Genomic DNA, 18,903 nt, shown 5'->3' with positions numbered 1-18,903 from the left:
GGTCAGGTTCCACCGACCCCGGCGGCCCGGGAGCCGGTGGGCGGCTCAGGTGCCGGGGTCGGGGCCGGTCGGGCTCAACGCCGCGAAGACGATCACGTTGTCGCGGTACTCCTCACCGGTACGTGGGCCGCCGCACGTGATGAGCCGCAACTCCGGCCGGTCGACGTTCCCGTACACCTCGTCCGACGGGAACTCCGCCTTCGCGACCGTCCGCACCGAGGTGACGGTGAACACCGCCGTCCCGCCGTTCTCCAGGCGTGCCTCGATCCGGTCGCCCCGGTGCAGTGCGGACAGATGCCGGAAGACCCCGTCCCCGTGGGACCCGACCGTGACGTGGCCGACGATCACCGACGGTCCGGTCTGCCCCGGCGTCGGCGAGTGCTCGTACCAGCCCGCCCGGTCGTGCGCCGTGATCGGGGGCACCTGCATACTGCCGTCCGAGGCCAGGCCCAGCCGCATGACCGGGGTGTCGACCTCGATGGCCGGGATCCGCAGCCGGAGCGGGACCGAACGCCCGCGCGTGTGCGACGACTTCGCGGGAGGTCGCGCGGGGGACGGTGTGCTTGCGGCGCCCGTGCCCGTGTCCCGTTCGACCGGATGGCCGCCACAGCCCACGAGCAGCGAGGTCAGGGCCGCGGTGGTGAAGGCGCGTCTGGAGAGCGGGCTCATGCCCCGGTCGCGCGCCGACGACGCACGAGGAAGGCCGCGCCGGCGACCAGGACGCCCGCGGTGGCGACGCCCCCACCGACCAGCGCGCTCTCGTTCCCCGAGCCCGACGCCGTGGGCGTCACACCGGTGTTCGGCGCTCCGCCGGGCACGACGGGCACCTGGGCCCGGGGCGGCTCGGTGGAAGGGACGGGGGTCGCGGCGGTGGCTTCGGAAGGGACGGGGGTCGCGTCGGTGTCGGGGGCCGGGGCAGGGGTCGCTTCCTGGCGCGAGGGCTCGGTGACAGCCCGGGTGGGTGCCGGGGTCGGGGACCCTTCGTCGGCGAACGCGGGCATCGCGCCCGCCAGTACGACGGTGCACGCGAGTGCCATGGCACTGAGGCCGGTTCGGCGCATGAATCGCTCTCTTTCGTCGGTCCACCCGCCCGGTGGGCGCGGCGGGCTGCGTTACGGATCGAGCGGAGAGACGAGACAGCGGAGAAGCGGGTTGTAAAGAGAAGGCAAAGCCGTACGGCCGGGGTTACTGCTGGACTTGAACCCGTGACCTCGGTTCCGCGGGGAGGGAGACTGGGCGTCGGATGGTCAAGTCGCGCAGCGCCGAAGACGGTTCGCGTGAGCGAGTCGTGCGGGGTTCATGGCTGAGGTGTGACGGATCGGGTGGGTGGAGTGAGTGGCCGGCGGGCTCGGCGGTTCGCCGGCGCACAGGGGGTGAGCTGCGCCTTGGTGCAGTTCCCAACCGGGTTGCCCAAGGGTGAAATTGCAGATCAGTAACGGTGCGTCATGTGGTGTCCGTGACGTTGGGTGTGCCTTGAGGGGCTGATGTGTGACTGGTACGGTGCGATGGCTTGACACTCACCTCGGCGCTGGTTATCGGCCCAGGTCGGGCCGGTAGGCCCGGTTGCGTCCCGCATGTCTGTGCGCGAGTGGACGTGGGTGAAGTGTCCTGGTTTTCGGGGTACTTGGCAGACATCATCTTGGGTGTACGGGGAGCGGTTGCGTGAAGATCCAGGAGCGTACGGGGGCGGGCGCGGGGCGTTCCGCTGCTCCGGCTCAGCCGTCGGTCGGTGACCGGCTTCCCACTCCGCCTCGCGAGCGCAAACCCGCGTTGGCCGCGCTCGCGGTACTGCTGATCCTGGTGGGCGCGCTCGGTGCCACGATGCTGGTGCTCCAGGTCGGGGACCGGATCGAGGTCGTCAAGGTCACCAAGGAGATCCCGGCGGGGCAGTCGGTCAACGGCAGCAATGTCGAATCGGTACTCGTCGTCGACGATCCGGAGATCAACTACATCCCGTGGACCCAGCTGTCCGCGCTGAAGGCGCTCAAGGCCGTCAGCACCGTCCCGGCCAACGTCGTCGCCGTCGGCGAGATGTTCGGCAGTGAGGCCAAGGTCCCGGACGGCAAGTCCATCGTCGGCCTGTCCCTCAAGGAGGGGCAGTACCCGGCCGGTATCGAGGGCGGCGACACCGTCGCCGCGTACCGCGTCGGGGGTGCCGGGTCGGACTCCGGGGACGAAGCCGATGAAAATGGCGGTTCCGCGACGGGCAACAGCAGTTCCGTGATCGTCGAGCAGGCTCGCGTGCAGTCCGTGCCCAAGCAGGAGGGCGACAGCGGCATCGTCAGCAGCGCCAACCTGCCCGTCACGCTGGTCGTCGACAGCGCCCAGGCGGCGGCACTGACCCAGGCCGCCTCCAACGGCGAGGTGGCTCTCGTCCTCGTTCCTGGCAATTAGAAGGCGGCACCCCACTCATGGCCCTGATCGCCCTCGCCGCCGACAAGGGTTCCCCCGGCGTCACCACCGCGGCCGTCGCTCTCGCGGCGGTCTGGCCGCGGCGTGTGCTGCTCGCCGAGACCGACCCGGCGGGCGGTGACCTCGTCTACCGCAGCGCCGCCGCCCATGGCGGTCCGCTCAACCCCAACACCGGCATGCTGTCCATCGCCGCCACCGCGCGGCGTGGGCTCGTACCCGACCAACTGTGGGACCACGTCCAGCCGTTGAGCGGCGGACTCGAAGTGCTCGTCGGACTCGGCAACTCCGAGCAGGCCGCCGGCCTCGCCGGCCTGTGGCCGACCCTCGGGCACGCCTTCGCCTCCCTCGCCGACTCCCCGCACGCGGCCGCCGACGTCATCGCCGACTGCGGGCGGATCAGCGGTGACACGCCGGCGGTCGAGCTGTTCCCGCACGCCTCCCTCGTCCTGCTCGTCTCGCGTACCGAACCGGAGGCCCTCGCCCGGGTCCGGGACCGTGCCGCCGCCCTGGCCGGCAAGCTGAACGGCGGTTCGCGTGTCGCCGGGCCGGGCAGTCCCATGGTCGGTGTCGTCCTGATCGCCGACACCGGCAGCGCGGCCAAGCTCGCCTCCCAGGTCAACGACATGCTCGTGCACGCCCAGACCGGCGCCCGCGTGGTCGGCACCCTCGCCGACGACCCGGCCGGCGCCGAGCAGCTGGCGGGCCGCAGGCGGGGCCGGCTCGACAAGTCACTGCTGATCCGCACCGCCCGCAAGGTGACCGCCGACCTGTACCAGCAGTACGGCGCCGCCTGGACGGCCTCCGCCCACGCCGCTCAGCCTCAGCAGCCGCATCAGCCCCAGCAGGGTCAGCCCCAGCAGGGTCAGCCCCAGCAGGGTCAGTACGCGCAACAGGCGCACCACGTACCGCCGACTCAGCCGACTCAGCCGACTCAGCCGACTCAGCCGACTCAGCCGACTCAGCCGACTCAGCCGACTCAGCCGGGTCAGCCGGGCCGGTCGGCCGCGCAGGGCCGGTCCGACGGCCGTGCCGCCGGAGCCGGGCGATGACCGCTGTCGACCATCAACTGGTCAAGCGGTTCCGTCAGGACGCCGGCGACCGCATCTCCGAACAGCGGCGCCTCGACCAGGTCAACGGCGTCACGCCGATGTCCACCGAGGACGAGCGCCAGTTCGCGCGGGCCGTCATAGCGCAGATCCTCGAGGAGCAGGCCCGCTCCGAGATCAACGCGGGCCGTACGCCGCTGGACGCCGAGACCGAGGAGCAGTACGCGGCCGCCGTGCACGCCGCGCTGTTCGGCGTCGGGCGGCTCCAGCCGCTGCTCGACGACCCCGAGGTCGAGAACATCGACATCAACGGTTGCGACCAGGTGTTCGTCGGCTACGCGGACGGCCACGAGACGCAGGGCGAGCCCGTCGCCGAGACCGACGAGGAGCTCATCGAGCTCATCCAGGTCCTCGGCGCGTACTCCGGTCTCTCCTCCCGGCCCTTCGACTCCGCGAACCCGCAGCTCGACCTGCGGCTGCCGGACGGCTCCCGTCTCTCCGCCGTCATGGATGTGACGAGGCGCCCCGCGCTGTCCATCCGACGGGCCCGCATGGGCAAGGTGTTCATCTCCGACATGGTCGGGAACGGCACGCTCACACCGGAGTTGGGACACTTCCTGGCCTGCGCGGTGCGTGCCCGCAAGAACATCATGATCGCGGGAGCCACGAACGCCGGCAAGACGACGCTGCTGCGCGCCCTCGCCAACGAGATCCCGCCGCACGAACGTCTCATCACCGTCGAACGGGCCCTGGAACTCGGCCTCGACTCTTTTCCCGAACTCCACCCGAACGTCGTGGCGTTCGAGGAGCGGCTGCCCAACTCCGAGGGACAGGGCACCATTTCCATGGCCGAGCTGGTGCGCCGGTCCCTGCGTATGAACCCCTCGCGGGTCATCGTCGGTGAGGTGCTCGGCGACGAGATCGTGACGATGCTGAACGCGATGTCGCAGGGCAACGACGGTTCGCTGTCCACGATCCACGCCAACAGCTCCAGCGAGGTCTTCAACCGCATCTCGACGTACGCCCTGCAGGCGACGGAGCGACTGCCCATCGAGGCCAGTCAGATGCTGATCGCGGGCGCGGTGAACTTCGTCGTCTTCATCGAGCGGCGCAACGAGTTCCAGACCGGCGGCCGGCTCCAGCGCATGGTCACCTCCGTCCGCGAGGTCAACGGCGTCGACGGACGCGTCCTGTCCAGCGAGGTGTTCACCCAGTCGCCCGACGGCCGGGTCGTGCCGCACGCCCCCATCGCCTGCCTGGAGGAACTGATGGCCTACGGCTACCGCCCCAGCGGAACGTGGGGGTGATGATCCGGTGACCCGTACGACCACCACGGACCTCCTTGCCGCCGCTGCCGACACCGCCGCCGCTGCCGACACTGCCACTGCCGTCAGGGACCTCACCGCCGCCACGGACCTCACCGCCGCCGGCTCGCTCGGCTCGATGGGCGGACTGTTCTCCACCACGGTCCTGTACGCGCTCGGGTGCGGCATCGCCGTCGGCGGCGGACTCGCCCTGCTCGTCGTCGCCGTACGCGGGCTGCCCGCCAAGCCCGAGCACGAGAAGCGGAAGACGAGCGCGCGTGCCGCCGAGCTGATCCGGTTCGCGGGGCAGCGCGGCTCCCTCGCCGCGATCGTCGGCCTCGCCGTGCTGCTGCTGACCCGCTGGACCGTCGCCGGTGTCGCCGCCGCCGTCCTCGTCTTCTTCTGGGACCGCCTGTTCGGCGGGGCCGCGGAGGAACGGGCCGCCATGCGGCGCGTGGAGGCCCTGGCCTCCTGGACGGAGTCGCTGCGCGACACCATCGCCGGTGCGGTGGGCCTCGAGCAGGCCATTCCGGCGTCGGCGCGGGCTGCCGCACCCGTCCTGCGCCCCCATCTGGACGCGCTCGTCGACCGGTTGCGCTCCCGCACCCCACTGCCCGAGGCGCTCCAGCATCTCGCCGACGAGATCGACGACGCCTCCGCCGACATCATCGTCGCCGCGCTCATCCTCAACGCCAAGCTGCGGGGCCCCGGCCTGCGGCAGGTACTGGGCGCGCTGGCCAAGTCGGCGCGCGAAGAGGTCGACATGCGGCAGCGCGTGATGGCCCAACGGGCCTCCACCCGGAGGTCGGTGCAGATCGTCGTGGCCGTCACGATCTCATTCGTCCTCGGACTGGCCATCTTCAACCGGGAGTTCGTCGAGCCGTACGGGACGGCGGTGGGACAGCTCGTCCTCGCGTGCGTCTGCGGGCTCTTCGCGCTCGGCTTCTGGTGGTTGCGCAAGCTGTCCACCATCGAGACACCCGAACGCTTCCTGGTGCGCGACGAAGCGGCGGTCCAGTTCGTACGGCCCCGTACTCCGGGGGCGGCGGCCGCCGCGGGGCAGCAGCAGACGGAACCGGGGCACGCGCCGTCGCTGCGGCTCCCGCACCAGCAGGGCAGGGGGGTACAACGGTGAACGACGAACTGACGATGCCGGTGGTCGTCGGCGCGGTCCTCGGGCTGGGCGTCTACGTCCTGATCCGGGCCCTGATGCCCACCAGGCGCAGCGCGGTCGCCCAGGTCGCCCGGATCGACGCGATGCGGGCGCGGGGCGCGGCGTACGAGTCGGCACGCACGCAGAAGGACACCGGCCGGTTCGCGTCGCTGCGCGTCGAAGTGGGCTCGCGCATCGCCCAGTTCTATCTCCAGCAGGGCTGGGAGCAGCGCTCGCTGCGCGCCGACCTGGCCGTACTGGAGCGCAGCTGGGAGAAGTTCCTGGCGACGAAGGTGCTGCTGGCGGCGGGGGGCCTGTTCTTCGGGCCGTTCCTCTTCGCGGTCGTCTGGACGCTCGGCTTCAGCCGCAGCCCGGTCGTCCCGGTCTGGCTGGCGCTGCTCTGCTCGGCCGTCTTCTTCTTCCTGCCCGACCTGGAGGTACGCCGGGACGCGGCCGAGAAGCGGCGCGACCTGCGCCGGGTCATCGGCGCCTATCTGGACCTGGTGTCGATGAGCCTGGCCGGCGGGCGCGGCCTCCCCGAGGCGCTGATGGCGGCGGCCGAGGTGTCCGACGGCTGGGCGACGCAGCGCATCCGCAACGCCCTCGCCGACGCCCGTATCACCGGTATCAGCCAGTGGCAGGCGCTGGGGCAGCTCGGTGAGGAGCTGGGCGTCGAGGAGCTGAAGGACCTCTCCGCCTCCCTCGCCCTGGTCGCGGACGACGGCGCCAAGGTCCGCGAGTCCCTCGCCTCCCGCGCGGAGACCATGCGGCACCGCGAACTCTCCGAGATCGAGGGCAGCGCGGGCGAGAAGTCCCAGTCGATGCTCGTGGCGCAGCTGCTGCTGTGTGCGGGGTTCCTCGTGTTCCTGATCTTCCCGGCGGCGATGAGGGTGTTCCAGGTGTGAGAACCGTGCACGGGAGCGGTGCCGCCGCGCACCATGGGCCCCGCACCGCCCCTTGCGAACCAACAGCCGTGAACCGTACGTCAGAGCATCTGTGAACCGCATACGAAAGGACGAAGCGTCATGAACGGACGTACCTTCCACACCGGCATCCCCGCCGTGGACTTCCTGGTCACCTTCATGCAGGCCCGCGTGGAGCGCGCCCGCTCCGGCGAACTGGACCGCGGCGCCTCCGCGGTGGAGTGGGTCATCATCTCGGCGGTCGTCGTCGCGATCGTCGGCGTGGTCGCCGCCATCATCAACGCCGCGCTGAGCGAGGGCGCCAACAAGGTCGGCGACTGCATCAAGGGCGCGAACGCGGGCAGCACCTGCTGACCGTACGTACTTTGTCACTGCCTTTGTCACTGCCGAACGTCTGACACCTGACGCCTACGGGGAACGGGGATGCCGGTGCGCGTACGTCGCTGGGTACGCCGACGGGTGGAGGCCGCCTCCGCCCGCGGCGACTCCGGCATGACCGCGATCGAGTTCGTGCTGCTCACTCCGGTCCTGTTCTTCATGATTTTCGCGACGGTGCAGTTCGCGCTGTACTTCTTCGCGGACCACGTCGCCCAGGCGGCGGCGCAGGCGGGCGCGCGCAAGGCACGGGCGACGGCGCACGACCAGCCCGGCGGCTGGCGGGGCGAGGCGCGGGACGTGGTGGACAGCTACATCCGGCAACTGGGACCGCAGTTGGTGCTGTCGCCGGACGTGCGGATGCTCCAGCCGGAGCAGGACACGGTGGGCGTGGAGATCACGGCACGCATCCCGACGGTGTTCCCGGGTCTCGACCTCACGGTGCACGCCCGGTCGGCGGGGCCGGTGGAGCGGTTCGTGGAAGAGGGGGAGAACTAGATGGACCTCCCCCTCCGGCCGGAGCGCCGGGGGCCGGTGGACGGCCGGGGCCTGTCCCGCCGGCTGCCCGTCGACGACCGCGGCCTGTCCACCGTCGAGGTGGTGATCCTCGCCCCGGTGATGATCCTGTTCATCCTGGTGCTGGTGGCGTTCGGACAACTGGTCAGCGGGCGCGGAGCGTTGGACGGCGCCGCCCGGGACGCGGCCCGCGCGGGCTCCATCCAGAAGGACCACGCGCGGGCGATGGCCGAGGCGCGCAACGCGGCCGAGGCGAACCTCGCGGACATCTGCTCGGGTCCGGTGAACGTCGTACAGACCAGCCCGGGCTTCGAACCGGACACCCTCTTCACGGTCGAGGTGAGCTGCGAGGTGCGCGGCCTGGCCACCCTGGGCCTGAACATCCCGACGACCCTGTCCGCGAGCTTCAGTTCACCGCTGGACCCGTACCGGAGGACGGCGTGAGGGCACATGTGCGTACGTGGCCGAAGCGTCGCGGTCCGGGGTTCGACGACCGTGGCTCCGGCGCCGGCGCGGTCATCATCTTCGCACTGGTCTTCATCTCCCTCGCGGCCTTCGTCATCGACGGCGGCCTCTCCATCTCCCAGCGCGAGCGTGCCGCCGACATCGCGGAACAGGTCGCCCGCTACGCCGCCCAGGACATCGACCGCGAGGCCCTGTACGAGAACGTGGACGAGCCCGCGCCCATCAACTACGAGAACTGCGACGCCCGGGTGAAGGCCTTCGCCCGCGAGGTGGACATGTCCGGCGCGGACGTCGCCGGTACGCACTGCGTGGCGGCGAGCGCCCAGGGCGTCGAGGTACAGGTCCAGTTGACGTACTCGCCCGTCTTCACCGGCGTGTTCTACGGCGGCGACGTGGTGGTCCGCGGCCGGGCGGTGGCGGAGAACGAGGTCGGCTGAGCCGGGGCCGGAGTGAGGGCGAGGGATGGGTGACGAGGAGAGGGCACGACAGCCGGTCTCGACGGCATCGCCTCCTCACTGACCTGGACGGAGTGACCACGGACATGACCGACGGCCTGTCGAACCTCGGCCTGGGGTGCTCGCAGGACCGGGTACCGTTCCCCCTGTCCGGCACCCTGGACCTGGACCACTGGGCCACGTACCAGGCGAAGGAACTCGCCGAACGGTACGAGCGCGACGGGGAGAAGGGAAACGCCCGTCTGCTGGCCCGCGACCTCAAGCGCGCGGCGGCCGACTGCCGTACCCGCGAGCCCCTCGGCGCCTTCGGCTGGTACGTCAGCGGGCACCATGCGGTGGCGGCCGTCCTGGAGCTCGACGCCGTCCATCCGGACGCCACCCACCCCTGGAGGGCATCGTGGACGGCATCGCGCGCACGCTGAAGCTCTGACGCCGGCCCGCTACGCGTCGGCCTTGCCGCCCCGCTCGTCCTTGACCTGCATCTTGTCCTTGACCTGTTGGGTGAGTTCGTCGTCGAGCTTCTTGAACTCGCGGACGACGGCGTCGGACAGGCCGGCGAGGGCGTCGAGCTGTTGGGAGATGTCCTCGCGTCCGTCCTCCCAGTTGGACTCGAAGTCGGAGAGCGCGTCGTTGACGCCGCCGTCGCCGATGTCGTCCTTGTAGGAGTCGAAGAGCTTCCTGGTGTGGTTCAGCCGTGTCCTGAGCGACCGCAGCCGGCGCCCGTAGTCCTCCATCTCGCTCAGCGGGAGCGCGAGGTCGCTCTTGCCCATGGCCCGGAGTCCTCTCTTGTGCGGATCTTCTGCCGACCTGTTCAGACGAAGCGGAAGGTGCTGGTCACCGCGTCGAAGACGTCGTGGAACGCCTCGGCCAGGTCCAGCACCGGACTGGCCCCGGAGACGAGGACGACCTGGTCGGTGGTTCCCGGCACGGGAATGTACGTCTGCGTCAGCACCATACGGAGGGTACGACTGTCGCCCCGCGCGACGGGCACGTCCTCGACGCCGTAGGTCCGTGCGACCGGGCCCACGTCGGGGATGTCGACGGTCGTGACCTCGCGCCAGGCGTCGCCCTCGCGGCGGGCGGTGATCGTGCCCAGGCTCTCGGCGATGGCCCGCGGGTCGGTGGACAGGGCCACGCCCTGTTCGTTCCTGGCACCGAGGACGAAGACCGTGACGGTCGCGGAGAGCGGGACGCCGTCGAAGTTCTCGGCCATGCAGCCGAGATGGAGGGCACCGGAGTCGTGGGCGTCCTTCGCCATCCTGCGGAGCATGGCGGTCAGGTCGGCGCGGTACGGGGCGAGTTCCGGGAGTTCACGGATCCGCTCCTCGACGAGGGCCCGGATCGTGGCCTCGCGTCCTTCCGGGCGGATGTCGAACTCCCACCACGAGTCCGGGACCGCCAATGAGGAACTTGGCATCAGTACTGTGCTCTCTTCCGCTGTTCTTCGTGAATCTTTAATCGAGATCCATGCCGAGGTCCGTCATCGCGATCTCGGTCAGTCTGTTTTCTGTTACCTCCGGAGGGGAATGGTTCGCATTCCTGATGTGAGTGACGAATTCGACAGGCAAAGATATGTGGTGGGTGGCAACGTAGTACGAAAGGTCGCCGCGCCAAATCCATTCTCCGTCGGTATGGAGGGAGCCAATGCCTGGCAGGAGGGGGCCATCTGGATCCAGCACGTCGGGTCCGGCGCTCATCTCGCTCCAGATTCCTGTGCCATTCATGAGGTAGGAGACGATCCCTTTTTCGTCTGGCTCGCCTGAAGAGCGCACTGCGTCTTTGATCGAGCCGCTTTCAAGAAGACCCCAGCCGGGCGAGAGCTCTGAGAAGAAACCTACGGGTCGAATCATTGGAGCTCCACGTGTTCGCTCCAGAACTTGCCGAGTTCGGCGAGGCTCGCGATGCCCTTGGTCGCGGGTATGCAGTCCGGGGCTGCCCAGAGCAGGTCGCCCCACCCGGCCTCGCCCTCGACGACTTTTCGTAACGTGTCGGCCATCACGACGAGGGCCGCCGCGAAGACCAGCCAGCCCAGTGGGCCACCGACGATCATCACGATGATGCCGAGGATGGCCACGACCCACTTGCAGACGAGGACGATCTCGTCCCAGTTGTCGGTGACCCAGTCGCCGATCTCCTCCCACCAGCGGCGGTTGGGGATTCCGGCGTCGGAGGCCTCCCTCAGCTTGGTGACCGTCCGGCGGGCAGCCTCTTCACGCAGGCCCTTCGCCTGACCGGCGAGCTTCTTCGCCGCGTCGAGGGCGCTCTGCGCGCTCTCGACGTTCCGCTCGGCCGTGGCCTGGCGGGCCTTCGCGTGCTGGGCGTCGCGGGTGGCGCGGCGGACGTCGGCCTCGTCGGGTTTGGGGACGTCCCTGCCTCCGCTCTTCGCGGGGTCGTACGAGTCCACCTTCCCGGTCGCCGTGCGGACCCAGTCGTCGGCACCCGACAACGCCGTTTGCGCGGTGGTGAGTTCGTCGCGGGCCTTGCGACCGTCGAGCAGCGCCTTGTCGGCCTTCTCCTGGGCGTCCTCCAGGTCCGGCCAGAAGGTGGCGAGGGCGTCGCCCGCCAGGTCGTACGACTTCCTCAACTTCCGCAGCCTCCTGGGCGCGTCCGCGAACTCCTCGGCGAACACGTCCGCCGTCCTGCCCGCCCAGGAGAGGATCTCGTCCTCCTTGGCGATGCCCTTGAGGTCGCGCAGGGCCTCGCCCACGTCGTCGGCGAAGTCGTGCAGAGCGCCGGCGAGTTCGCGGACGCGTTGCGGATCGCCCGGTGTCGGGTCCTTCTCCAGATCGAGTACGTGCCAGTCCGTCGGCCTGTGCGACACCGCGTTCTCCCCCTGCACACGCAATGTCTACCGTTGGAACGTGCGTATGAACTTATCGCACGCGCTGCTTGTTCCGTGGGGGCGTGAGGGAGCAGAACGTTGGGGGTGGGTGGAGTCGGCGCCCTGTCGGGCGGTGGTCGTCTTGAGGCTCTGGACGAGGGCGGTGAAGGAGCCGACCGGGATGGTCACCGTGCCCGGGACGGGTTCTTCGAGTCGCGTATCGCGACTCGGGTACGCAACGGGGCGATTTCCACGCAGGTGTTGCCGTCACCGCCGCCGGAGAACGAGGACTTCCGCCGGCGCAGGGGCTCGGTCATGGCTCGCCTCACAGTTCCTTCGCCGAGTGGTGGATGAAGTCCAGCGACGCCGTGGGGTCCAGCGACGCCTTCTCCACTCTACGGAACAGTGTTCGAAGCTGGTTCAACTGCGCAGACCTCTGGGGCTGGCAGCCGCCGGCCGGGGACGGCAACCGGGGCGAGTACGTGTGGTGCGACCTCGCGGCGGTGTGACGGGAACGGGGGGTGTGAAGGTGGGCTTCTTCGGGGCCGGTTCGAGTCCATAGGATCTCTGTAGGCTCAGTACGCCCTTCATCACCTGATCTCGTCTCACCCCACGCCGGACCTCCAGAACCCCTCCCACACCACACGACCCGGGACACCCGCCATGCCACGACGCCGTAGTCCAAGCTCGTCCAGCGCGACGGGAGACCGCAGCGGAGGCTCCGCCGCTCCGCGGAACCGGACGCCTCAGGCCGTGCGGATACGGCGGCGGACCTTCGGGGACCTCGTCAAGGCGTTCCTCGCCTTCGTGGCGTTGCTCGTTCTGGTGGTGGGGGTGCCGGCCGCGCTCGCCGTGGTCGCGGGCTGGCCGTTGCCGAGTTCGTTCGAGCCCATGGAGTGGCTGAGGACGGAGGTCTCCGTCGAGACCTTCCAGAGCATCCTGGTCTTCTTCGTCTGGGTCGCCTGGGCCCAGTTCACCGCCTGCGTGCTCGTCGAGATGAAGGCCGCGCTCTCCGGTGTCGGGGTGCCGGGGCGGGTGCCCGGGGCCGGGCCCAGCCAGCTGCTCGCGCGTCAACTCGTCGCCGCGCTGCTGCTCGTCGGCGCCGCCGCGGCCAGTTTCACGCCGGGGCTCTCGCAGCTGGGACAGGGAGCCGAAGGGAACCAGCAGGCCACGGCCGCCACCGCCCGGCAGACGCCGGGGCTCTTCGCCCAGCAGCAGGAGCAGGCCGCCGGGGCCGCCGCGCTCGCCGAGCAGGCCTCCCACGCCGCCGCCCGCGCCGACGCCGGGGGCAGCGCCGCCCAGCGGGACGACACGAAGTTCTACCGGATCCAGCCGCCCGAGGGGCGTCACCACGACTCCCTCTGGGAGATAGCCGAACGGCACCTCGGGGACGGGCGCCGGTACAAGGAGATCTTCGCGCTCAACAAGGACCGCACCCAGCCCGACGGTTCCAGGCTCTCCGAGGCCAGCCTCATCCGGCCCGGCTGGATCATGGAGATGCCCGGCGACGCGCGCGGCGGCGACCTCGTCGAGATGCCGGACGAGACGCCCGAGGTCTCGCCGGACGTTCAGCAGCAGATCCACGACTACGCCAGGACCGGGGAGCGCGCCCAGGGCGGTGGCGGGGGTGCTGCCCACGTCTCCGTGCCCGAGCAACGGCCCGCACCCGAGCAGCGTCCCGCCCCCGAGCGGCAGCCCGCGCCCGCCGCCGACCAGGCCGGTCACCAGCGGCCCGCCCCCGCCCCGCAGCACGCCACCCCCGCCCAGGAGACCTCCTCCTTCGGCCTGCCCGAAGCCCTGCTCACCGCGCCCCTCCTCGCCGCCGGCCTCCTCGGGGCCCTCGGGCACCGGCGCCGGCAGGCGCTGTGGCAGTCGGCGCTCGGGGGGATCGGCGGGCGGCGCGGGATGGAGCCGCCCACGCCGGAAGGCGACGCCCAGGACGTCCAGGACGCGCTGCTCGTCGGCGCCGACCCGGAGGGCGTACGGCTGCTCGACCGGTCCCTGCGCGGGCTCGCCGCCTCCCTCGCCGCCGAGTCGCGTGCCCTGCCGACGGTGTACGCCGCCTGGCTCAGTGACGGCGACCTGCACCTCCAGCTCGCCCAGCCGGCCGGCAGGCCCCCGGCGCCGTGGCGGCTCGGACAGGACCAGACGTTCTGGACGCTGGCCAAGGACGACGCCGGGCAGTACGAGGACGTCGACACCGCCGCCCCGTACCCCGGTCTGGTCAGCCTCGGCACCATGGACGACTCGCGGCTGCTGCTCAACCTGGAGTCCGTCCCCGGGATCGTCTCGCTGAGCGGCAGCGAGGCCGACCGGGCCGCCGTGTTCGCCTCCGTCGCCGCCGAGCTGGCGACCAACGGATGGTCGGACCGTATGACCGTCACCCTCGTCGGGTTCGGCGAGGACCTGACCCCGCTCGCCCCCAACCGGCTCCGCCACCTCGACGACATCGAGGCGCTCGTCGAGACCATGGAGGCGGAGACGCGGCAGCGGCGCGGCGCGCTGGGCGCCGCCGGGCACGACTCCGTCCTCACCGGACGCACCGGCCCGGCCCAGCACACCCGTTGGGCCCCGCAGCTCGTCCTGCTCGCCGCCGAGCCGTCCGCCGAGGACGCCGTCAGGCTCGCCGAACTCGCCGCCGACGCGAGCCGCCTCGGCATCGGCTACCTCGTCGGCACCGGGAGCGGCGATCTGCCGGGCGCCGCCTGGGAGATGGAGATCACCGGCGAGGGCAAGCTGCTCGCACCCCTGCTCGGCCTCGAACTCGACGCCCAGCTCCTGCCCGCCGCCCAACAGCGCGCGGTCGTCGAACTGTTCGTCGCGGCCGACCCGGACCGCGGTCCCGACGGGCCGGTCAACACCCCGCCGTTCCTCGTCGACATCAGCGAACAGGGCCGGCCGGCCGTGTACGCGCGCCTCGTCGGGTCGTACGAGATCATCGGGCTCGACACCCCGGACGGGGAGCGCAGCGCCCTGCTCCACGAAGCGCTCGCCCTGCTGCTCCTGCACCGCGAGGGCGTGCACCCGCGCGTGCTGTCCTCCGCGCTGTGGCCGCGCGGTGTCACCGACGACGTGCGCGAGGCGCTCCTGGACCGGCTGCGGGCCTGGCTCGGCACCGACCCCGACGGCACCCCTCGCCTCGGCACCGACCGCACCGGGCGGCTCACCCTCGCCAAGTCCGTCGTCTCCGACCTGGACGTGCTGCGGTCGCTGTACCACGAGGCGACCCGGGGCAAGGGCGTCGACAGCCGCGCCGTCCGCGGGCGGCTGCTCACCGACGCGCTGGTGCTGGTGCGCGGCCCGCTGCTCGCCGACCGGCCCGAGGGCCGCTACCGCTGGCTCACCCACGAGATCGTCGACGCCCAGCTTCCGCTGCTCGTCGCCGACACCGGGCTCGCCCTCTCCGAGTTCCACCTGGAGAAGGGCCGCGCGGAGAAGGCCATCGAGGCACTCGACGCGGCCCTGCGCACCGCCCCGGCCGACGAGCGGCTGTGGAACGAACTGCTGCGCGCCACCCACACCCTCGACGACCCCTCCCGGCTCACCGCCCTCGCCACCGACCTCATCGGCCGCAGCGGCGCCCGCGGGCTGCCGCCGCGCACCGAGGCGCTGCTCGACGAACTGCTGCCGGCCTGGCGCGACGCGGTCGCGGCAACGGCGGCGGGGTGAGCGACGCATGAGCGACCTGCCGGTGCCGCCGGTCGCGGCCGTCGTCCTGGCCGCCGCGCTGTGGGGCGCGGTGGCGGGCGCGCTGCTGCCCCGCGCGGTGCACCGGTTCGCCGTCCCGGCGGGTGAGGAGTGGCGCGCCCGGTGCCCCGAGGGGCATCCGCTGCGCGGCTGGCTCGGCCGTGCCCGGTGCGGACAGTGCGTCCCGCGCGGAGAGGGCGCCCCGCGCGCAGGCGGGGAGGGAGAGAGGGCCGCAGGGACGTCGTACGGTCCCGGGCCCGCCACCCCCGCAGCCGCCACCGCGCTCGTGTGCGCCGCCCTCGCCGCCGCCACCGGGACCCGGCCCGAGCTGGCCGTCTGGCTGCTGCTCGCGCCCGTCGGCGTGCTGCTGGCGGTCGTCGACTTCCGGGTGCAGCGGCTGCCCGACCCGCTCACCCTCCCGTTGGCCGCGGCCGCCCTCGCCCTGCTCGGCGTCGTCGCCCTTCTCCCCGAGCACGCGGGCACCTGGACGGCCGCCCTGCTGGGCGCCCTCGCGCTCGGCGCCGGCTACTTCGTCCTGTTCCTGATCAACCCGGCCGGCATGGGCTTCGGCGACGTGAAACTCGCCCTCGGCGCGGGGGCCGTCCTCGGCTGGTACGGCTGGCCGACCGTGATGCTCGGCACCTTCGCCGGGTTCCTGTTCGGGGCGCTGTACGGCGGTGCCCTCGTCGTCGCGCGGCGGGCGGGACGCAGGACGGCGATCCCCTTCGGACCGTTCCTGATCGCCGGTGCGTTCGTCGGGCTGCTGATCGGGGCGTACACGGTGTGACGCCTGGGCAGGTGCAGGGTGGCCGACGCGGTCGGCGATCGACGGGGCGCACGGGGCGCACGGGGCCGACGGGTGCCGGTACGGCCTGACGTCGGGCGCCCCGGGCCGCTGGCGTAGGCTGGCTCAGCCCGTCCACAACCCTTACGAACCTTACGAAAGGGACGCCCGGTGACCGAGAAGGCCGACCTTCAGCCCATCCTCGACCGTGCTGCCGCCGGTGGGCGGATCACCCCCGAAGAGGCGCTCGACCTCTACCGCGACGCCCCGCTGCACGCGCTGGGCGCCGCCGCCGACGCCGTACGCCGCCGCCGGTACGCCGGGACCGGGCACATCGCGACGTACATCATCGAGCGCAACATCAACTACACGAACGTCTGCGTCACCGCGTGCCGCTTCTGCGCCTTCTACGCCGCGCCGAAGGACACCGCCAAGGGCTGGACCCGCGACCTCGACGACATCCTGCGGCGCTGCGCCGAGACCGTCGAGCTCGGCGGTACGCAGATCATGTTCCAGGGCGGCCACCACCCGGACTACGGCGTCGAGTACTACGAGAAGCACTTCGCCGCCATCAAGAAGGAGTTCCCGCAGCTCGTCATCCACAGCCTGGGGGCGAGCGAGGTCGAGCACATGGCCCGGATCTCGAAGGTGTCGGTCGAGGAGGCCATCACCCGGATCCACGCGGCCGGGCTCGACTCCTTCGCCGGGGCCGGTGCCGAGCTGCTGCCCGAGCGGCCGCGCAAGGCCATCGCGCCGCTGAAGGAGTCCGGCGAGCGCTGGCTGGAGATCATGGAGATCGCGCACGGGCTGGGCGTCGAGTCGACGTCCACCATGCTGATGGGCACCGGCGAGACCAACGCCGAGCGCCTCGAGCACCTGCGCATGATCCGGGACGTGCAGGACCGTACGGGCGGCTTCCGCGCCTTCATCCCGTACACCTACCAGCCCGAGAACAACCATCTGAAGGGCCGCACCCAGGCCACGATCTTCGAGTACCTGCGGATGATCGCCGTCGCCCGGCTGTTCTTCGACAACGTCGCCCACATCCAGGGCTCCTGGCTGACCACCGGCAAGGAGATCGGCCAGCTCTCCCTGCACTACGGCGCGGACGACCTCGGCTCGATCATGCTCGAGGAGAACGTCGTCTCCTCCGCCGGCGCCAAGCACCGCTCCAACCGCCTGGAGATCATCGACCTCATCCGCCGGGCCGGCCGGGTGCCCGCCCAGCGGTCGACCACGTACGACCACCTCGTCGTGCACGACGACCCGGCGAACGACCCCGTCGACGACCGCGTGGCCTCCCACATCTCCTCCACGGCGATCGAGGGCGGCACGGCCCACCCGGAGCTGAAGCTCCTCGCCTCCAACTGATCCGCCCGTGCTGACGATTCACACGGCGGAGGTGGTGCGCCTCACCTGGGACGCCCCTGCGGACGCCGCCGAGCCGTCGACGGATGCCGCCGAGCCGTCGACGGGCGGTGCCGTCGCCGTCGACGGCGGCCGGATCGTCGCCGTCGGGCCGCCGGCGGAGGTGGAGGGCCGGTTTCCGGGCGCCAGGGTGCGGCGCTGGCCCGGGACGCTCGGGCCCGGGCGGATCCACCGGGGGCCGCTCCCGGACGCGCCCAGCCCGCGCGAACGCGTCCACGAGGTGCTCAAGCGCGGCGCGGTGGCGGTACTGGCGGAGCACGCCGCCGCACCCGGACTGCGCGCCGCGGCCGAACGCAACGACGTCGTCGTCCTGACGTCCTTCCACCCCGAGGCGCTCGTCGTCGGCGGCCGCGCGGACCTGGCGGTCTTCGACGGCACCGGTGCCTGCGTCGCGACCGTGTGCGCGGGACGCCTGGTGCACCGCCGGCGCTGACCGGTCCGGTGCCGACCGGCCTCCGAAAGGCCTCGTCAGCCCGCGAAGGCCTCCCCGAAGGCGCCCGGCTCCTGCTCCACCCCGCTGCAGTCGGTCGCGGCATCCTCCGCGCCGGAGCCCTCCGCGCACTGCTGGTCCCGGAAGGACGACCACATCGACACCCAGGCGATGCCCTTCTCCTCCGCGAAGGCGCGCACCTGCGCCGCGTCCGCCAGGGTGAACGTCTCGCCCTCGACGTCGTTGACACCGATCATCGACGTGAGCGCCATGCCCCGCCAGGCAGCGGTCCCCGACAAGCCGAAGACCTCCATGAGCTGGGCGTTCGCGGCCTCCGCCGAGGTGACGGCGTAGTCGCCCATGTCACCGTCGTACGACTCCCCGTAATTCATCGTCATGAGGTTGACGGTGCCGACCCGCACGCCGTGGTCGTTGGCGGAGTCCAGCAGGTCCAGGACGTCCTCGTCGAGACCCGAGGGCATCACCGGGACGGTGAAGGAGACCTCCAGCTCCGTACGCTCCTCCTGCAGCAGCGCGATCGCCTCCGAGCGCAGGGCCACGGAGTCGGGGTCGGCCAGTTCGTCGCCCTCGATGTCGAAGTCCGCCCGGGTGGCGCCTGCCGCGTCCAGCGCCGTGCCGTACGCCTTCGCCAGTTCCTCCGCGCTGTCGCAGGCCGCGGCGAGTTCCGTGCCGGACGCACCGCCGAAGGAGACGCGGGCAGCGGCGCCGGAGGCGGTGAGTTCCGAGATGCGGGACGTCACGGACGTGTCGTCGAGGGGAAGCGTGCCGTTCCAGGCCGGAGCGCAGCCCTCACCGGAGGAGAGCACGAAGGCCAGGTTGTAGGCGCTGGGGGAGCCGGCCGCGTCCTGGTCGGCGGCCGTGGTGGCACTGACGTAGGGGGCGTACGCGGTGACCGGCGCGGACGACGCCCGGTCGCCCCGGTCGTCCTGCTCGTCCGGGTCGGCCTGGGCCGAGCAGCCCGCCGTGGCCAGGACGAACAGACAGACGAGCCCGGCGACGGACTTCAGTGGACCGCTCATGGCGTTCGTTCTCCTTCGCGCGTACGACGGTTCGGGTTCGCAACCGGAAACCTCGCACGGCGTC

Annotated in this window: 22 protein-coding genes; 14 read left to right on the top strand and 8 right to left on the bottom strand. The window is 71.4% G+C overall.

The annotated features are described in order from the left end of the window. Positions 1-45: 45 nt before the first annotated feature. On the bottom strand, positions 46-669 hold the full coding sequence (locus tag ACFWVE_RS04075) for a class F sortase (protein WP_384007973.1): 624 nt from the start codon (positions 667-669) through the stop codon (positions 46-48). Beyond that, a complete protein-coding gene (locus ACFWVE_RS04070; RefSeq protein ID WP_384007972.1) occupies positions 666-1,061 on the bottom strand; it encodes a sortase-dependent protein in 396 nt (131 codons plus the stop codon). Before ACFWVE_RS04070 ends, ACFWVE_RS04075 begins: the two co-directional genes overlap by 4 nt. 601 nt (positions 1,062-1,662) lie before the next feature. On the opposite strand from ACFWVE_RS04070, the gene ACFWVE_RS04065 reads away from it, so the two are divergent. From ACFWVE_RS04065 to ACFWVE_RS04020, 10 genes are all read left to right on the top strand, one after another. Next, on the top strand, positions 1,663-2,394 hold the full coding sequence (locus ACFWVE_RS04065; RefSeq protein ID WP_384007971.1) for a hypothetical protein: 732 nt from the start codon (positions 1,663-1,665) through the stop codon (positions 2,392-2,394). 17 nt (positions 2,395-2,411) lie between these two features. Continuing rightward, positions 2,412-3,461: a hypothetical protein gene (locus tag ACFWVE_RS04060; RefSeq protein ID WP_384007969.1), complete on the top strand. Its 1,050-nt coding sequence runs from the start codon at positions 2,412-2,414 to the stop codon at positions 3,459-3,461. Beyond that, on the top strand, positions 3,458-4,765 hold the full coding sequence (locus ACFWVE_RS04055) for a CpaF family protein (protein WP_384007967.1): 1,308 nt from the start codon (positions 3,458-3,460) through the stop codon (positions 4,763-4,765). The genes ACFWVE_RS04060 and ACFWVE_RS04055 overlap by 4 nt, the downstream gene beginning before the upstream one ends. Before the next feature lie 136 nt (positions 4,766-4,901). Beyond that, a complete protein-coding gene (locus ACFWVE_RS04050; protein ID WP_384007987.1) occupies positions 4,902-5,897 on the top strand; it encodes a type II secretion system F family protein in 996 nt (331 codons plus the stop codon). Between the two features lie 14 nt (positions 5,898-5,911). Beyond that, complete coding sequence (locus ACFWVE_RS04045; RefSeq protein ID WP_384007985.1) at positions 5,912-6,820, top strand: type II secretion system F family protein; 909 nt, start codon at positions 5,912-5,914, stop codon at positions 6,818-6,820. A 120-nt stretch (positions 6,821-6,940) separates the two neighbouring features. Beyond that, positions 6,941-7,192 carry a hypothetical protein gene (locus ACFWVE_RS04040; RefSeq protein WP_042176810.1) on the top strand — a complete coding sequence of 84 codons (252 nt, stop codon included), beginning with the start codon at positions 6,941-6,943 and terminating at the stop codon, positions 7,190-7,192. 69 nt (positions 7,193-7,261) lie between these two features. After that, the gene (locus tag ACFWVE_RS04035) at positions 7,262-7,711 is read left to right on the top strand and encodes a TadE family protein (protein WP_363033907.1); all 450 of its coding nucleotides are present in this window, start codon (positions 7,262-7,264) and stop codon (positions 7,709-7,711) included. Beyond that, positions 7,712-8,173, top strand: a complete 462-nt coding sequence (locus ACFWVE_RS04030; RefSeq protein WP_384007965.1) for a TadE/TadG family type IV pilus assembly protein — start codon at positions 7,712-7,714, stop codon at positions 8,171-8,173. Further along, positions 8,170-8,631: a TadE/TadG family type IV pilus assembly protein gene (locus ACFWVE_RS04025; protein WP_384007963.1), complete on the top strand. Its 462-nt coding sequence runs from the start codon at positions 8,170-8,172 to the stop codon at positions 8,629-8,631. The genes ACFWVE_RS04030 and ACFWVE_RS04025 overlap by 4 nt, the downstream gene beginning before the upstream one ends. A gap of 104 nt (positions 8,632-8,735) precedes the next feature. Beyond that, on the top strand, positions 8,736-9,071 hold the full coding sequence (locus ACFWVE_RS04020) for a hypothetical protein (protein WP_384007961.1): 336 nt from the start codon (positions 8,736-8,738) through the stop codon (positions 9,069-9,071). Between the two features lie 18 nt (positions 9,072-9,089). On the opposite strand, the gene ACFWVE_RS04015 is transcribed toward ACFWVE_RS04020, so the two are convergent. The 5 genes from ACFWVE_RS04015 to ACFWVE_RS03995 form a co-directional block, all read right to left on the bottom strand. Beyond that, positions 9,090-9,419, bottom strand: a complete 330-nt coding sequence (locus tag ACFWVE_RS04015; protein WP_384007959.1) for a hypothetical protein — start codon at positions 9,417-9,419, stop codon at positions 9,090-9,092. A 41-nt stretch (positions 9,420-9,460) separates the two neighbouring features. Then, the gene (locus tag ACFWVE_RS04010) at positions 9,461-10,066 is read right to left on the bottom strand and encodes a hypothetical protein (protein ID WP_384007957.1); all 606 of its coding nucleotides are present in this window, start codon (positions 10,064-10,066) and stop codon (positions 9,461-9,463) included. 37 nt (positions 10,067-10,103) lie between these two features. Next, complete coding sequence (locus tag ACFWVE_RS04005; RefSeq protein ID WP_384007955.1) at positions 10,104-10,499, bottom strand: hypothetical protein; 396 nt, start codon at positions 10,497-10,499, stop codon at positions 10,104-10,106. After that, positions 10,496-11,470, bottom strand: coding sequence for a putative T7SS-secreted protein (locus tag ACFWVE_RS04000; protein WP_384007953.1), 975 nt, complete (start codon positions 11,468-11,470; stop codon positions 10,496-10,498). Before ACFWVE_RS04000 ends, ACFWVE_RS04005 begins: the two co-directional genes overlap by 4 nt. A 185-nt stretch (positions 11,471-11,655) precedes the next feature. Beyond that, positions 11,656-11,787, bottom strand: coding sequence for a DUF397 domain-containing protein (locus ACFWVE_RS03995; protein ID WP_384007952.1), 132 nt, complete (start codon positions 11,785-11,787; stop codon positions 11,656-11,658). A 346-nt stretch (positions 11,788-12,133) separates the two neighbouring features. Here ACFWVE_RS03995 and ACFWVE_RS03990 point away from each other — a divergent pair, with 346 nt between their 5' ends. From ACFWVE_RS03990 to ACFWVE_RS03975, 4 genes are all read left to right on the top strand, one after another. Beyond that, entirely contained in the window at positions 12,134-15,139 is a 3,006-nt protein-coding gene (locus ACFWVE_RS03990) for a BTAD domain-containing putative transcriptional regulator (RefSeq protein WP_384007950.1), read from the top strand. Between the two features lie 7 nt (positions 15,140-15,146). After that, positions 15,147-15,944, top strand: coding sequence for a prepilin peptidase (locus ACFWVE_RS03985; protein ID WP_384007948.1), 798 nt, complete (start codon positions 15,147-15,149; stop codon positions 15,942-15,944). Between the two features lie 168 nt (positions 15,945-16,112). Next, the gene (gene mqnC / locus ACFWVE_RS03980) at positions 16,113-17,312 is read left to right on the top strand and encodes a cyclic dehypoxanthinyl futalosine synthase (protein WP_384007947.1); all 1,200 of its coding nucleotides are present in this window, start codon (positions 16,113-16,115) and stop codon (positions 17,310-17,312) included. Positions 17,313-17,319: 7 nt separating this feature from the next. Then, positions 17,320-17,802, top strand: coding sequence for a hypothetical protein (locus ACFWVE_RS03975; RefSeq protein ID WP_384007945.1), 483 nt, complete (start codon positions 17,320-17,322; stop codon positions 17,800-17,802). Positions 17,803-17,837: 35 nt separating this feature from the next. On the opposite strand, the gene ACFWVE_RS03970 is transcribed toward ACFWVE_RS03975, so the two are convergent. Then, positions 17,838-18,839 carry a chitinase gene (locus tag ACFWVE_RS03970; protein ID WP_384007944.1) on the bottom strand — a complete coding sequence of 334 codons (1,002 nt, stop codon included), beginning with the start codon at positions 18,837-18,839 and terminating at the stop codon, positions 17,838-17,840. Positions 18,840-18,903 lie beyond the last annotated feature (64 nt).

This window comes from Streptomyces sp. NPDC058632 (assembly GCF_042717095.1).
Classification (GTDB): Bacteria; Actinomycetota; Actinomycetes; order Streptomycetales; family Streptomycetaceae; genus Streptomyces.
This window is presented reverse-complemented; position numbering and strand designations above follow the sequence as displayed.

Bases quoted from the DNA above. Each gene is read 5' to 3' on its own strand.
- ACFWVE_RS04075 (WP_384007973.1), bottom strand. From the start codon at position 669: ATGAGCCCGCTCTCCAGACGCGCCTTCACCACCGCGGCCCTGACCTCG.
- ACFWVE_RS04070 (WP_384007972.1), bottom strand. From the start codon at position 1,061: ATGCGCCGAACCGGCCTCAGTGCCATGGCACTCGCGTGCACCGTCGTA.
- ACFWVE_RS04060 (WP_384007969.1), top strand. From the start codon at position 2,412: ATGGCCCTGATCGCCCTCGCCGCCGACAAGGGTTCCCCCGGCGTCACC.
- ACFWVE_RS04055 (WP_384007967.1), top strand. From the start codon at position 3,458: ATGACCGCTGTCGACCATCAACTGGTCAAGCGGTTCCGTCAGGACGCC.
- ACFWVE_RS04050 (WP_384007987.1), top strand. From the start codon at position 4,902: ATGGGCGGACTGTTCTCCACCACGGTCCTGTACGCGCTCGGGTGCGGC.
- ACFWVE_RS04045 (WP_384007985.1), top strand. From the start codon at position 5,912: ATGCCGGTGGTCGTCGGCGCGGTCCTCGGGCTGGGCGTCTACGTCCTG.
- ACFWVE_RS04040 (WP_042176810.1), top strand. From the start codon at position 6,941: ATGAACGGACGTACCTTCCACACCGGCATCCCCGCCGTGGACTTCCTG.
- ACFWVE_RS04035 (WP_363033907.1), top strand. From the start codon at position 7,262: ATGCCGGTGCGCGTACGTCGCTGGGTACGCCGACGGGTGGAGGCCGCC.
- ACFWVE_RS04030 (WP_384007965.1), top strand. From the start codon at position 7,712: ATGGACCTCCCCCTCCGGCCGGAGCGCCGGGGGCCGGTGGACGGCCGG.
- ACFWVE_RS04020 (WP_384007961.1), top strand. From the start codon at position 8,736: ATGACCGACGGCCTGTCGAACCTCGGCCTGGGGTGCTCGCAGGACCGG.
- ACFWVE_RS04015 (WP_384007959.1), bottom strand. From the start codon at position 9,419: ATGGGCAAGAGCGACCTCGCGCTCCCGCTGAGCGAGATGGAGGACTAC.
- ACFWVE_RS04010 (WP_384007957.1), bottom strand. From the start codon at position 10,066: ATGCCAAGTTCCTCATTGGCGGTCCCGGACTCGTGGTGGGAGTTCGAC.
- ACFWVE_RS04005 (WP_384007955.1), bottom strand. From the start codon at position 10,499: ATGATTCGACCCGTAGGTTTCTTCTCAGAGCTCTCGCCCGGCTGGGGT.
- ACFWVE_RS03995 (WP_384007952.1), bottom strand. From the start codon at position 11,787: ATGACCGAGCCCCTGCGCCGGCGGAAGTCCTCGTTCTCCGGCGGCGGT.
- ACFWVE_RS03990 (WP_384007950.1), top strand. From the start codon at position 12,134: ATGCCACGACGCCGTAGTCCAAGCTCGTCCAGCGCGACGGGAGACCGC.
- ACFWVE_RS03985 (WP_384007948.1), top strand. From the start codon at position 15,147: ATGAGCGACCTGCCGGTGCCGCCGGTCGCGGCCGTCGTCCTGGCCGCC.
- ACFWVE_RS03970 (WP_384007944.1), bottom strand. From the start codon at position 18,839: ATGAGCGGTCCACTGAAGTCCGTCGCCGGGCTCGTCTGTCTGTTCGTC.